The sequence below is a fragment of the Streptomyces sp. NPDC048483 genome, assembly GCF_040651455.1.
In the GTDB taxonomy this organism is placed as follows: domain Bacteria; phylum Actinomycetota; class Actinomycetes; order Streptomycetales; family Streptomycetaceae; genus Streptomyces.
Map to the genome: position 1 here is coordinate 93,765 of NZ_JBEZJZ010000004.1, position 12,894 is coordinate 106,658.

The window sequence follows — 12,894 nt, forward strand, 5'->3', positions numbered from 1 at the left end:
TATGGCATACGTGAGTTACGGACCAGGGCAAACGGGGACGGTGGCGCCTTCGGGACCTCAGTCCGCGGGGCGGCGGAGCCGGGCGACGAATTTGTAGCGGTCGCCGCGGTAGACCGAGCGCACCCATTCCACCGGCTGACCCTGGGCGTCGAGGGAGTGCCGCGAGAGCATCAGCATCGGCAGGCCGACGTCCGTGCCCAGCAGGCCGGCCTCGCGCGGGGTGGCCAGCGAGGTCTCGATGGTCTCCTCGGCCTCCGCCAGGCGGACGTCGTAGACCTCGGCCAGCGCGGTGTAGAGCGAGGTGTATTTGACGAGGTTGCGGCGGAGGGCGGGGAACCGCTTGGCCGAGAGATGGGTGATCTCGATGGCCATCGGCTCGCCGCTGGCCAGCCGCAGCCGCTCGATGCGCAGCACCCGGCCGCCGGTGGTGATGTCCAGCAGCCCGGCGAGGCGGTCGTCGGCGGTGACATAGCCGATGTCCAGCAGCTGAGAAGTCGGCTCCAGCCCCTGGGCGCGCATGTCCTCGGTGTAGGAGGTCAGTTGCAGCGCCTGGGAGACCTTGGGCTTGGCCACGAAGGTGCCCTTGCCCTGGATGCGCTCCAGGCGGCCCTCGACGACGAGCTCCTGGAGGGCCTGACGGACCGTCGTACGGGAGGTGTCGAACTCCGCGGCCAGGGTGCGCTCGGGCGGTACCGGGGTGCCGGGCGGCAGCGTCTCGGTGATCTCCAGCAAGTGCCGCTTGAGGCGGTAGTACTTGGGCACCCGCGCGGTCCGTGCGCCGCCGCCGCTCTCGCCGCTGCCCCCGTCGGTCTCCATGACCCGCCTCTCCGACTCCTGTCGTGCTGCCGTCACCGGCTCCTCCGTACGTAGCGGCTCACATCGTGGCACGAGTGGACTTCCCGTGCTCCCTCGCAGGTCCCGGCCCGCCAGATGTCGGTCCGGTAACGGACCTGACAGCGACTCTTATACACCCTTGACACCCCAAAAGGTCTAGGCCAAGCTGCGGGCGCTGGTCTAAACCATTAAAGACCACACCCGGCCTTTAGGGGAGAGCGCAATGAAGCGTGGGCTCATAGCGGCGACGGCGGTCGCGGGAATGCTGGTGAGTGTCGCTGCCTGTGGGTCAAGCGGCGACAAGGCGGGCGCAGATGGTTTCAAGGGCCAAAAGCTCACCGTATGGGTGATGAGCGGGTCCAATCCGGCGCAGTGGACCCGACAGGTCTCCGCGCAATTCAAGAAGAAGACCGGCGCCACCGTCGAGTTCAAGGTCCAGCAGTGGAACGGAATTCAGCAGAAGCTGAGCACCGCACTGTCCGAGGACACCCCGCCGGACGTCGTCGAAATCGGCAATACGCAGACCGCCGCCTACGCCAAGGCGGGCGCCCTGGCCGACCTCGGTGACCTGAAGAAGGACATCGGCGCCGACTGGAACGATGCCTTCAACAAGGCGGCAGTGGTGGACGGAAAACAGTACGCGCTGCCGTGGTTCGCCGGAAACCGCGTCGTGATGTACAACAAGAAGATCTGGGCCGAAGCGGGACTCAAGGGCACTCCCAGGACCCGCAGTGAACTCTTCAAGGCCTTTGCGGCCATCAAGAAGAAGACCGACGCCGAGCCGCTCTATCTCCCCGGCCAGAACTGGTACTTCCTCGACGGCCTGACCATCGGCACCGGCGCCGACCTGGTGAAGAAGCGGGGCGGCAAGTGGGTCTCCAACCTCGGTGACCCCAAGGTCGCCAAGGCCATGGAAATCTACAGGTCCTACCAGGCCTTCAGTACCGCCCCGAAGAACAAGGACGAGGCGACGCCGCAGCAGGGCGAGGTATTCGCCAAGGGGAAGACCGGCGCCGTCATCGCCATGGGGTACGAGGCCGCCACCGCCGTCAAGGCCAACCCGAAAATCAAGAACGACATCGGCTTCTTCACCATCCCCGGTGAGACCGCCGCAAAGCCCGAGGGTGTCTTCCTCGGCGGCTCCAACTTTGCCGTCGCCGGAATGGGCAGGAACCAGGAACTCGCCAAAGAATTCCTGAAGATTGCCCTTTCGAAGCAGAATGACGGCCAGATGGTCAAGGAATCCGGCTGGACGCCGAAGTCCCCCGACCTGGCCGACGCCGCCAAGGAGAATCCCGCCGCGGCGGCCGCCGCACCCGCCGCGGAAAGGTCCGGCGGCACGACGCCTCTCATTCCCCAGTGGGCCGCGGTGGAGAACATACCCAACCCGATCAAGAGCTATATGACGGCCGTGCTGAACGGTAAGTCCCCGGCCGACGCCGCCAAGGACATCGAATCCGAAATCAACGCGCGGCTCGCCAAGGAATAACGGCACCGGGCGACCACCAGCCGCGTACGGGACCGGCCGCCCCCGGTCCCGTACGCGTACGGCGCGACGCATCCGGCAGGGACCGGCGTATCCGGCAGGAACGAGGGGGAGCAGAGGCCCATGGCAGTGCAGCTCGACGGCGCGGCGGCCGCGATGGACCAGGCCGCGGCGCGGACCGGCACATCGGGCACGCCCGGCAGGTCCGGCACGCCCCCCGGCGGCCGTGACCGCAGAAGACGGCGGGCCACCCCGTATCTGCTGCTGCTCCCCGCCCTGCTCGCGACCGCGGTCTTCCTGGGCTGGCCGATGGTCCGCAACCTCCTGCTCTCCTTCCAGAACCTCAATATGAAGGAGCTGATCCAGCACCTCACCGAGTGGCGCGGGACCGGTAACTACCAGGAGATCCTGGGCAGCGAGCAGTTCTGGCGGGTCACCCTCCGCACCATCGTCTTCACCGCCGTCAATGTCGTCCTGATCATGGTTCTCGGTGTGCTGATCGGACTGCTGCTCGCCCGGCTCGGCAAGAAGATGCGGCTCACGCTCTCCGTCGCGCTGGTGCTGGCCTGGGCGATGCCGGTGATCGCCGCCACCACCGTCTTCCAGTGGCTCTTCGACTCCCGCTACGGCGTCGTCAACTGGGTGCTCGACAGGCTCGGCTGGCACTCCATGGCGAACTACGACTGGGTCGGCACCCAGCTGTCGACCTTCTTCGTCATCACCGTGCTGATCGTCTGGCATTCCCTGCCCTTCGTGGCACTCAACCTCTACGCCGCCACCACGACCATCCCCAGGGAGCTCTACGAGGCGGCCCGGATGGACGGCGCCGGCACCTGGCGGGTCTTCACCTCCGTGACCTTCCCCTTCCTGAGGCCCTTCTTCCTCGCCACGACCTTCCTCGAAGTCATCTGGGTCTTCAAGGCGTTCCCTCAGATCTTCGCGATCAACGAAGGAGGCCCGGACCGGCTCACCGAAACCCTGCCGATCTACGCCTTCACCGAGGGCGTCGGCAATCTCCACTTCGGCATGGGCGCCGCGATCTCCCTGCTCACGATCGTGGTGCTGCTGGCCATGACCGCCTACTACCTGCGTCTGACGCTCCGGCACGAAGACCAAGAGGAGGACGCGCTGTGAAGCGCTCGCTCGCCGGCCGTATCTGGCCCAACGCCACGGCGATCGTGCTCGCCATCGGCTTCGTCTTCCCCGTCTACTGGATGTTCGGCACGGCCTTCAAGCCGACGCAGGACATCATCACCGAGGACCCCGTCTGGTTCCCGTTCCACGGCACCTTCGAGCACTTCGCGACGGCGGTGAACGCCCCCGATTTCTGGACGCTGGCCGGGAATTCGGCCGTCGTCACCCTTCTCGCCGTGGGCCTGTCGCTGGTGATCGCGCTCTGCGGGGCGTTCGCCCTCAGCCGTATGCGCTTCAGGGGCCGCAAGGGCATCCTGCTGACCTTCATGGTCGCCCAGATGGCGCCGTGGGAGGTCATGGTGATCTCGGTCTATCTCATCGTCCGCGACGCCGACATGCTCAACAGCCTCCTCCCGCTCACCTTCTTCTACATGCTGATGGTGCTGCCCTTCACCCTGCTGACGCTGCGCGGCTATGTGGCCGCGGTGCCCAAGGAACTGGAGGAGTCCGCGATGGTCGACGGCTGCTCGCGCCGCCAGGCCTTCGTCAAGGTCGTCTTCCCGCTCCTCGCCCCCGGGCTGATGGCCACCTCCCTCTTCGGCTTCATCACCGCCTGGAACGAATTCCCGCTCGTACTGGTCCTCAACAAGGAGCCCGACGCGGGCACCCTGCCGCTGTGGCTCTCGCAGTTCCAGAGCCAGTTCGGGGACGACTGGGGCGCCACCATGGCCGCCGCCTCCCTCTTCGCCGTCCCGATCCTGATCCTCTTCCTGTTCCTGCAACGCAAGGCGGTCGGCGGTCTCACCTCCGGCGCAGTGAAGGGATAACGCATGGGCACCCTCGTTCGTTCCACCGACACCCTCACCCGCGACGCGCTCGCCGTCCTCCAGCCCGGCTTCACCGGCACCACCGCCCCCGGCTGGCTGCTCCGCCGCCTCGACGAGGGGCTGGCTGCAGTGGGCCTCTTCGGCCGCAATGTGCAGAGCCCGGACCAACTCGCGGCCCTCTCCGCCCGGTTGAGGGACGTACGCCCGGACCTCCTCATCGCCGTCGACGAGGAGGGCGGCGACGTCACCCGCCTCGAAGTACGCGGCGGCTCGTCCTTCCCCGGCAACCTCGCGCTCGGCGCCGTCGACGACACCGCCCTGACCCGCGACGTGGCCCGCGAACTCGGCCGCCGCCTGGCCGACTGCGGCATCACCCTCAACTGGGCGCCGTCCGCCGACGTCAACTCCAACCCCGCCAACCCCGTCATCGGCGTCCGCTCCTTCGGCGCCGACCCACGGCTGGTCGCCCGGCACACCGCCGCCTACGTCGAGGGCCTCCAGTCCGCCGGCGTCGCGGCCTGCACCAAACACTTCCCCGGCCACGGGGACACCGCCGTCGACTCCCACCACGACCTGCCGCGCATCACCGCCGACCTGCCCACCCTCCAGGACCGCGAACTGGTGCCCTTCCGCGCCGCCGTCGATGCCGGCACCAAGGCGGTGATGAGCGCGCACATCCTGCTGCCCGCCCTGGACGGCGACCGCCCCGCCACGCTCAGCCCAGCCGCCCTGCACGGCCTGCTGCGCGCGCCGGTCGCCGAGGGCGGCCTCGGGTTCGACGGGCTGATCGTCACCGACGGCATGGAGATGCAGGCGATCTCCGCCTCCTACGGCATCGAGCGCGGCAGCGTCCTGGCCATCGCGGCCGGCGCCGACGCCATCTGCGTGGGCGGCGGACTGGCCGACGAGGACACCGTGCTGCGGCTGCGCGACGCCCTGGTGGCGGCGGTACGCGACGGGGAGCTGCCCGAACAGCGGCTCGCCGACGCCGCGGCACGGGTGCGCGCCCTGGCGCGCTGGACCCGGAGTGCGGGCGCGGACGTGGGGGCCGCGCCCGCACCCGGCATCGGCCTCACCGCCGCCCGCCGCGCCCTGGGCATCACCGCCGACGGCCCGTACGAGCCGCTGACCGGCCCGGCCTACGTCGCGGCCTTCACCCCGCTCGCCAATATCGCCGTGGGCGACGAGACACCCTGGGGCATCGCCGCCGAACTTGCCCGTCTCCTCCCCGGCACCCGCACCGCCACCTACACCGCCGAGTCCGCGGCCACGGCCGGCACCCCCGCACTGATCGACGGCCTGCTCACCGACGCCGCCGGCCGCCGCCTCGTCGCCGTTGTCCGCGACGTCCACCGCCACCCGTGGATGGCCGAAGCCCTGCGCGCCCTCACCGCGGCCCGCCCCGATACCGCGGTGGTGGAAATGGGCGTCCCGCAGTCCCCGCCCAGCGGCGCCGTCCACCTCGCCACCCATGGCGCGGCCCGGGTGTGCGGCCTGGCGGCGGCGGAGGCCCTGACGGGCGGGTGGGCATGACGGGGGTACGGGCTGACGGGGCTGACGGAGTAACGGGGAACAGGACGGCGACCCGCAACTGAGGGCACCGCCGGATGCACCCGTGCGCCCGGACCGAACGGAGGCAACGGGTCTCCGACCAGCCGGGCATCAGCCCGCATCGCCGCCACCCTCCCCGACCTGTGGACCCTCGCCCGGAGCCTCACCACGCACCCGAAGAAGAACAGCCGGGCGTCAGCACCGGCCCCCTAGATCCCCTGCCACTCCGGCTTGGCCGCATACGTGGCCCGGAAGTATTCGGCGAGCTTCAGCTTGGAGGCTGCGGCCTCGTCGACGACGACCGTCGCGTGCGGGTGGAGCTGCAGGGCCGAGGCCGGTACCAGCGCGGTGACCGGACCCTCGACGGCCTGGGCCACCGCGTTGGCCTTGCCCTCGCCGGTGGCGAGCAGGACCAGATGGCGGGCTTCCAGGATCGTGCCGATGCCCTGGGTGATGACGTGGTGCGGGACCTCGTCGAGGCTGTCGAAGAAGCGGGCGTTGTCCTCCCGGGTCTGCCGGGTGAGCGTCTTGATGCGGGTACGGGAAGCGAGCGACGAGCAGGGCTCGTTGAAGCCGATGTGCCCGTCGGTACCGATGCCGAGCAGCTGGAGGTCCACACCCCCGGCCTCGCTCAGTGCCTTGTCGTACGCCTCGCACGCGGCCTGGACATCCTGCGCCGAACCGTCCGGCCCCGTGAAGGAGTCCTCGCCGAGACCCAGCGGCTCCACCACCTCGCGCAGCACCACCGAGCGGTAGGACTCGGGGTGTCCGGCCGGCAGGCCCACATACTCGTCGAGCTGGCAGATGCGGGCCCGCGAGGCGTCCACCGCGCCGGCCCGGACCTTCGCCGAGAGCGCCTCGTAGATGGGCAACGGGGTCGAGCCGGTGGCCACACCGAGCAGCGCGTCGGGCTTGCGGCGCATCAGCGTGGCGATGGCCTCCGCGATGAGCTCGCCGCCTGCCGTGGCGTCCGGGACGATGACAACTTCCACGCTTGGCCTGCCGTTCTGGAGAATGGGCTATGTGGTATAGACCAATCTAGCAGAGGGAGGCCTGCGGAACCGGGTGCCGCCGGGGGATGGCGGGGGTTGTTTTGCCGTCGGCCGGATGGCCGGTCGGCTGCCCGCCGGGGGACGTCCTGCGTCGGCGTCAGAGCAGCGCACCCCCCGTCGCATCGATCCACTGCCCCGTCACCCACCGGCTGTCGTCCGAGGCGAGAAAGGCCACGATGTCGCCGACGTCGGTGGGATCCGCGACCCGGCCGAGCGGGGATATCGCCCCGAGTGCCGCACGCGCCTCGGAGTTCTCCTCCCCGCGCAGCCAGCCGGCGTTCATATCCGTATCGATCGCGCCGGGCGCCACCGCGTTGACCGTGATGCCGCGCCCGCCCAGGTCCTTGGCCAGCGTCGAGGTGAACACGTCGATGGCGCCTTTGGTCATGGCGTAGGCGATCAACTCGGGCTTGGCCGCGCCATGCGTCAGCCCCGTGGAGACATTGATGATCCGGCCGCCGTCCCGCAGGCGGTGAAGCCCCTGCTGGGCGATGAAGAACGGCGCCTTGGTGTTGACCGCGAAGAGGCGGTCGAAGTCCTCCTCCGTCACCTTGCCGACCGGCTTGAGCGTCCCGTCGGCCGCCTTGTTGATCCCGGCGTTGTTGACCAGGATGTCCAGCCCGTCGGCCTGTTCGTCGAACGCCGCCCACAGCGCTTCCGCGTCGCCCGCCGCCCCCAACTCGGCCCGGACCGCGAAGGCCCGGCCTCCCGCGGCCTCGATCGCCGAGACCGTCTCCTTGGCCGCCGTCTCATCCCGTCCGTAGTGCACGGCCACCCGCGCCCCGTCCCGCCCCAGCCGTTGCGAGATCGCCCGGCCGATCCCCCTGCTGCCGCCCGTCACCAGTGCCGTCCTGCCCCTGAGTGCACCCATGGCCGTGCCCCTCCCCATTCCGTATGTGCCGCCCGGCGCGCGAGGTGCGCGCACCGAAGTCACGCACCAGCACCCCGCACCGAGCGCTTTCTGTATCGCTCGCTACAGAAAAACCGTAGCACGGCTTCCGTACCGACCGCTATAAAATTCACCCCATGGCAGCCAAGGAAACGAAACAGCGCGGCCGGCCCCGCTCCTTCGACCGGGAGACGGCTCTGGAGCAGGCGATTCGGTCCTTCTGGGAGCACGGTTACGAGGCCACGTCCATCTCCGACCTCACCCGCACCATGGGCATCAGCGCCCCCAGCCTGTACGCCGCCTTCGGCGACAAACGGGCGCTGTTCGATGAGGTGGTGGCCGGGTACAGGCGGCTCTACGGCGGCTTCATTTCCCGCGCCGTGGCCGAGGAACCGACCGCCCGCCGCGGAGTCGAACGCGCGCTGCGCGAGGCCGCGGCCGAATACACCCTGCCCGGCCACCCCCGCGGCTGCCTCGTCATCAGCGCCGGCCTGAACACCGCCCCGGCATCCGCCGAAGTCGCCGAATCGCTGCGGGAGATGCGGCTGGCGAACGTCCGGGAGTTCGAGCGGGCCATCGTGGTGGACATCGCCTGCGGCGGGCTTCCCGCCACCACGGACGCGGCCGCGCTCGCCCATTACCTGGGGGCCGTCGTCCAGGGCATGTCACAGCAGGCGCGCGACGGCGCGGACCGGTCGACCCTGGAGGCCATCGCGGAGCTGGCGATGACGGCCTGGCCCAAGACGGAGGAGAAGGAGGGGGAGGGGGAGGGGGCCCGTATGGCGGACGGCCCCTGAAGCACCCGCGGGCCGCGGCGCCGGGACAGGACCCTCAACCTGTCCGGCACCGCAGCCCGGAGCTGACATCGGCCGACCCCGTTTTCAGCCGGGATGTACCCCATGTGCGGTAGGGGCACGGCCCCGGCCGGGACCGGTCGATCGGAGGCCTCGGCGCAGTCAGGGCAGAGAGCGCCGCGGGCCTCGTTCCGCTCTCCTGTGCGGGGAGAACGGAGGAGCAGGATCCGGGGACATCCCCCAGAAAATGTGTTGCGCCCGACATTCTGGACTAGACCATTCTCGGTTGTCCATGCCCTTGCACGGACCACGGCTGCGGAGGGACAGCGCGGCGGGCGAGGGGCCGAACAGAAGATACGCCGGAACAACAGGTACACCGTACGCCGGTAGGCTCCAAGATGTGCCCTCCATGAACGATCTCGTACGCCAGCACACCGCTCTGAGCGATTCCGACCTCGAGTGGCTGCACATGCTGGTCTCGGAGTGGCAGCTGCTCTCCGACCTCTCCTTCGCCGATCTTGTGCTGTGGGTTCCCACCCTCGACGGCACCCGTTACGTATCCGTCGCCCAGATGCGGCCCAACACCGGGCCGACCTCCTATCAGGACGACATGGTCGGCCATCTCGTTCCCCGCGGCCGCCGTCCGATGCTGGACTCCGCCCTGGACGAGGGACGCATCGTGCGCGAGGGCGACCCCGAGTGGCGGGAGGAGGTGCCGGTACGGGTCGAGTCCATCCCCGTCCGCCGCGACGGGCGGGTGCTCGGCGTGATCGCCCGTAATACGAACCTGCTGACCGTGCGGACCCCCAGCCGCCTGGAGCTCACCTACCTCCAGAGCGCCTCCGACCTCGCCCAGATGATCGCCGCAGGATCGTTTCCCTTCCCGGGCCAGCAGGTCGACATGGACGCCTCGCCGCGCGCCGGCGACGGCCTGATCCGGCTCGACGCGGACGGCGTGGTCCAGTACGCCAGCCCCAATGCGCTCTCCGCCTACCACCGGCTCGGCCTCGCCGCCGACCTGGTGGGCCACCACCTCGGACAGGCCACCGCCGAACTGGCGCCCGCCCGCGGCCCGGTGGACGAGGCCCTGGTCAAGCTGGCCAGCGGCTGGGCCCCCCGGGAATTCGAGGTCGAGGGCAATGACGGCGTGATCCAATTGCGCGCCATTCCGCTCAAGCCGAAGGGTACGCACATCGGTTCCCTGGTGCTGCTGCGCGACGTTACCGAACTGCGACGTCGTGAGCGGGAACTGATCACCAAGGACGCGACCATCCGGGAAATCCACCACCGGGTGAAGAACAATCTCCAGACCGTTGCCGCGTTGTTGCGCTTGCAGGCCCGCCGGATGGATTCCGCACAGGGCCGCGAGGCGCTCAATGAGGCGGTCCGCCGGGTCGGTTCGATCGCGATCGTGCACGAGACGCTGTCGCAGAACCTCGATGAGCGGGTCGAGTTCGACGAGATCGCCGACCGGGTGCTGGCCATGGTCGCCGAGATCTCTCCCGGAAAGGTGACCACCCGGCGCACCGGCCGCTTCGGCATCCTGGACGCCGAGGTCGCCACCCCGCTGTCGATGGTGCTCACCGAGATCCTCCAGAACGCCCTGGAGCATGCCTTTGACCAGGCAGAAGGCGGCACCGTCGAGGTCGGCGCGGTGCGCGGCGGCAGCCGTACGGAGCCGCGGCTGCGGGTCACCGTCCAGGACAACGGCCGCGGTCTGCCGGAGGGATTCGACCCGCAGCGCGCCGGAAACCTGGGGCTGCAGATCGTACGGACCCTGGTGGAGGGGGAGTTGGGCGGCACGTTCGACATGGTGCGGGCGCCGGAGCGCGGCACCCAGGTCGTTCTCGATGTTCCCGTCCGGGCCGAGAAGCAGCACTGAGCGCCTGTCCCGGCCCCTGAACACCCGTACGGGCCCCTGAACAGCAGCAAGCCCCGGACCCATCTGGTCCGGGGCTCAAAGCTATTGCGATGCGATAACGACCTGGCTTTTCAGCGCCGGGGCTGCATCGGGGGTACTGCGCGCTGCGGCTCGGGGGCCACGGGGCGGCTGGCTCAGGCGCTGGCGTTGCGCGCCCGGTTGCGAGCTGCACGGCGCTTCATTGCGCGGCGCTCGTCCTCGCTCAGACCACCCCAGACGCCGGAGTCCTGGCCGGACTCGAGCGCCCACTGCAGGCACTGCTCCATGACGGGGCAGCGGCGGCAGACGGCCTTGGCTTCCTCGATCTGCAGCAGCGCAGGACCGGTGTTGCCGATAGGGAAGAAGAGCTCGGGGTCTTCTTCGCGGCAAACGGCGCGGTGACGCCAGTCCATGGCTGCTCCATCTCCTCGTATGACGGGAACGTTGCTTGTGAATGTGAACGCTTTCACGAATCCCTCCACAAGGGAAGGGCCGAAATCCAGTCGTGAACTGGCGCGGTCCTGTGGAATGAGGAGGAGGATTCGGGCTCTCAAGGGGGCCGGTAGAGCGGCCGTCCCGATCGCCATGAAGAGACTCGCAAACCTCGGCTGCGGATACAACCCCTTCCGGAAACTTTTTTTTGATTCCTTGGTGTCGCCTCGGTCACAGCCGTCATTCCATGGGGTGGGAGACAGCCTAAACGTTCGAGTGAAAGGACTTTAGGCTCTACTGCTCACACAATCACACGCAGTGCACGGCGAACGCCTGTGAACGTCACACTCGTACGCAGTCCCAGGTGATCCCCGTCCATCTGGAACGGCAGTGGCGCCTGCGAATGCAAGGTGAACTCCGTGAGGTCATGCAGTGAGACCGCCTGCTTGCCCCGCGGCCCGCGGTGCGGTGTTGACGTCAGCAGCTGGGTGCCGTATTGGGCCACCGCCGGGGCCGACAGCTTGCCCAGTGCGAACAGGTCCAGCCCGGAGTCGAACGATGCCCGGGGGGACGGGTAGATCGGGCGATTGCCCAGGTAGGTCCAGGGGGCGGTGTTGCAGATTATGGACATCACCAGGTCCTCGACGACCTCCGTGGAGCCGTCCCGGCTCCCCGGACGTTCGAGGGTGATGGAGCCGTGCCGGCGGTTCCGCTCGCCCAGGTACTGACGTACGAACTGTCGCACGTACAGGGCATGCGTCGAACGCTTGCCGCGTTCGCGCTGCTGCTCGACCCGGCCCACGACGCCCGCATCGAAGCCGAAGCCCGCGCAGAAGGTGAACCACCGGGGCGGCGCGCCCTCGTCCTTGCTGCCCGGGGTACCGGAGGCCAGGCCCAGGCCGATCGTGCGCTCGCTGCGGTCGCGCAGCGCGTCCAGCAGAGCGCCGGTCGCCTCCACCACGTCATTGGGCAGGCCGAGCGCGCGGGCGAAGACATTGGTGGAGCCACCGGGGACGACGGCCAGCCGGGGGTGCGCGTCCGGATCGGGGCCGTTCGTCAGCAGGCCGTTGACGACCTCGTTGACCGTGCCGTCGCCGCCGAGCGCCACGACCAGTTCCGTCTCGCCGCCCTCGGTGGCCTCCTGGGCCAGGTCACGGGCGTGCCCGCGGTACTTCGTCTCGGCGACCTCCAGCTTGAGGTCGCTGGCGAGCGCATGCGTGAGCACTTCACGGGTGCGGGCACTGGTGGTGGTTGCTGCGGGATTGACCACGAGAAGTGCGCGCATACGAAGCAGCGTACCGACCTGCCGGTACTCCTCTCACGCCCCGTCCCGGTTCGGGCGGGCCCGGCCCCGTACGCCACCGGCGCTACCCTGCTGGGGTGAGCAGTCAGCAGAAGCAGTCCGCGAAGCGCGCCGCCGGCACCCCCGCCGTACCCCAGCCGACCGGCCCGCGGCCCGCCCGGCTGAGCGCCGCCGCGGCGCTCACCGCCGTCGAGGGGCTGGCGCTGGCCGCCCTGGGCGCGTACATGCTGGTCATGGGGCTGGCCGGGTCGCCGGACAGTCCGCAGCAGGCGGTGACGGGTGGGGTGACCGTGCTTGCGCTCGCCGGTCTGCCGCTCGTCGCCGCGCGCGGACTGTGGCTGCGCCGCCGCTGGAGCCGCGGCCCCTCGCTGATCACCCAGATCGTGGCGCTGCCGGTGGCCTGGACGCTGATCAAGGGCGGCGGGGCGCTGATCGCGGCCGGGGCCGGGCTCGCGGCCGGGGCGATCGTGGTGCTCGTCCTGCTGGTCACCCCGACGGCCACCGCGGCGCTGGGCATCGGCCCCCGGGAAACGGACGTCCCCTAAGGGGAGGTCGAACGGATGCCGTAGGGGACGGAAAGGCCCCCTGCGGGGCCACAACGGGGTGGCCGGGGTGGGTATTCCCGAACGTGGTGGCCCCGGGGGGGGGTATTCCCGTGGCCGGAGAGCAAGTGGGCGGGGCCCGTACGGACC

Annotated in this window: 12 protein-coding genes; 7 read left to right on the top strand and 5 right to left on the bottom strand. The window is 69.5% G+C overall.

The genetic code is table 11. The features are described 5' to 3' along the window. Positions 1-57: 57 nt before the first annotated feature. Positions 58-816, bottom strand: a complete 759-nt coding sequence (locus tag AB0D04_RS03510; protein ID WP_362699095.1) for a GntR family transcriptional regulator — start codon at positions 814-816, stop codon at positions 58-60. A 280-nt stretch (positions 817-1,096) separates the two neighbouring features. On the opposite strand from AB0D04_RS03510, the gene AB0D04_RS03515 reads away from it, so the two are divergent. The 4 genes from AB0D04_RS03515 to AB0D04_RS03530 all read left to right on the top strand — a co-directional run bounded on the left by AB0D04_RS03515 (position 1,097) and on the right by AB0D04_RS03530 (position 5,814). Then, positions 1,097-2,323 (top strand): extracellular solute-binding protein, encoded by a 1,227-nt coding sequence (locus tag AB0D04_RS03515; protein ID WP_362699097.1) that lies wholly within the window; start codon positions 1,097-1,099, stop codon positions 2,321-2,323. A 120-nt stretch (positions 2,324-2,443) separates the two neighbouring features. Then, on the top strand, positions 2,444-3,454 hold the full coding sequence (locus tag AB0D04_RS03520; protein WP_362698931.1) for a sugar ABC transporter permease: 1,011 nt from the start codon (positions 2,444-2,446) through the stop codon (positions 3,452-3,454). Continuing rightward, complete coding sequence (locus AB0D04_RS03525; protein ID WP_362698933.1) at positions 3,451-4,281, top strand: carbohydrate ABC transporter permease; 831 nt, start codon at positions 3,451-3,453, stop codon at positions 4,279-4,281. The genes AB0D04_RS03520 and AB0D04_RS03525 overlap by 4 nt, the downstream gene beginning before the upstream one ends. Positions 4,282-4,284: 3 nt before the next feature. Next, positions 4,285-5,814, top strand: coding sequence for a glycoside hydrolase family 3 N-terminal domain-containing protein (locus tag AB0D04_RS03530; protein ID WP_362698935.1), 1,530 nt, complete (start codon positions 4,285-4,287; stop codon positions 5,812-5,814). A gap of 227 nt (positions 5,815-6,041) precedes the next feature. Here AB0D04_RS03530 and nagB read toward each other — a convergent pair whose 3' ends face one another. Together nagB and AB0D04_RS03540 are read right to left on the bottom strand one after the other, a co-directional pair. After that, on the bottom strand, positions 6,042-6,824 hold the full coding sequence (gene nagB, locus AB0D04_RS03535; protein WP_362698937.1) for a glucosamine-6-phosphate deaminase: 783 nt from the start codon (positions 6,822-6,824) through the stop codon (positions 6,042-6,044). A gap of 157 nt (positions 6,825-6,981) precedes the next feature. After that, positions 6,982-7,755 (bottom strand): SDR family oxidoreductase, encoded by a 774-nt coding sequence (locus tag AB0D04_RS03540; RefSeq protein WP_362698939.1) that lies wholly within the window; start codon positions 7,753-7,755, stop codon positions 6,982-6,984. A 155-nt stretch (positions 7,756-7,910) separates the two neighbouring features. Here AB0D04_RS03540 and AB0D04_RS03545 point away from each other — a divergent pair, with 155 nt between their 5' ends. Then, on the top strand, positions 7,911-8,570 hold the full coding sequence (locus AB0D04_RS03545) for a TetR/AcrR family transcriptional regulator (protein ID WP_362698941.1): 660 nt from the start codon (positions 7,911-7,913) through the stop codon (positions 8,568-8,570). Positions 8,571-8,976: 406 nt separating this feature from the next. After that, entirely contained in the window at positions 8,977-10,449 is a 1,473-nt protein-coding gene (locus AB0D04_RS03550) for a PAS domain-containing sensor histidine kinase (protein ID WP_362698943.1), read from the top strand. A gap of 173 nt (positions 10,450-10,622) precedes the next feature. On the opposite strand, the gene AB0D04_RS03555 is transcribed toward AB0D04_RS03550, so the two are convergent. Together AB0D04_RS03555 and AB0D04_RS03560 are read right to left on the bottom strand one after the other, a co-directional pair. Next, complete coding sequence (locus tag AB0D04_RS03555) at positions 10,623-10,880, bottom strand: WhiB family transcriptional regulator (RefSeq protein WP_003983230.1); 258 nt, start codon at positions 10,878-10,880, stop codon at positions 10,623-10,625. Positions 10,881-11,200: 320 nt separating this feature from the next. Then, positions 11,201-12,184, bottom strand: coding sequence for a diacylglycerol kinase family protein (locus tag AB0D04_RS03560; RefSeq protein ID WP_362698945.1), 984 nt, complete (start codon positions 12,182-12,184; stop codon positions 11,201-11,203). Positions 12,185-12,279: 95 nt separating this feature from the next. Here AB0D04_RS03560 and AB0D04_RS03565 point away from each other — a divergent pair, with 95 nt between their 5' ends. Continuing rightward, positions 12,280-12,747, top strand: coding sequence for a hypothetical protein (locus tag AB0D04_RS03565; RefSeq protein ID WP_362698947.1), 468 nt, complete (start codon positions 12,280-12,282; stop codon positions 12,745-12,747). The last annotated feature ends 147 nt before the right edge of the window (positions 12,748-12,894 follow it).

Excerpts from the sequence above, each read along its gene's own strand:
- AB0D04_RS03510 (WP_362699095.1), bottom strand. The coding sequence starts at position 816 with ATGGAGACCGACGGGGGCAGCGGCGAGAGCGGCGGCGGCGCACGGACC.
- AB0D04_RS03515 (WP_362699097.1), top strand. The coding sequence starts at position 1,097 with ATGCTGGTGAGTGTCGCTGCCTGTGGGTCAAGCGGCGACAAGGCGGGC.
- AB0D04_RS03520 (WP_362698931.1), top strand. The coding sequence starts at position 2,444 with ATGGCAGTGCAGCTCGACGGCGCGGCGGCCGCGATGGACCAGGCCGCG.
- AB0D04_RS03530 (WP_362698935.1), top strand. The coding sequence starts at position 4,285 with ATGGGCACCCTCGTTCGTTCCACCGACACCCTCACCCGCGACGCGCTC.
- AB0D04_RS03540 (WP_362698939.1), bottom strand. The coding sequence starts at position 7,755 with ATGGGTGCACTCAGGGGCAGGACGGCACTGGTGACGGGCGGCAGCAGG.
- AB0D04_RS03545 (WP_362698941.1), top strand. The coding sequence starts at position 7,911 with ATGGCAGCCAAGGAAACGAAACAGCGCGGCCGGCCCCGCTCCTTCGAC.
- AB0D04_RS03550 (WP_362698943.1), top strand. The coding sequence starts at position 8,977 with ATGAACGATCTCGTACGCCAGCACACCGCTCTGAGCGATTCCGACCTC.
- AB0D04_RS03555 (WP_003983230.1), bottom strand. The coding sequence starts at position 10,880 with ATGGACTGGCGTCACCGCGCCGTTTGCCGCGAAGAAGACCCCGAGCTC.
- AB0D04_RS03560 (WP_362698945.1), bottom strand. The coding sequence starts at position 12,184 with ATGCGCGCACTTCTCGTGGTCAATCCCGCAGCAACCACCACCAGTGCC.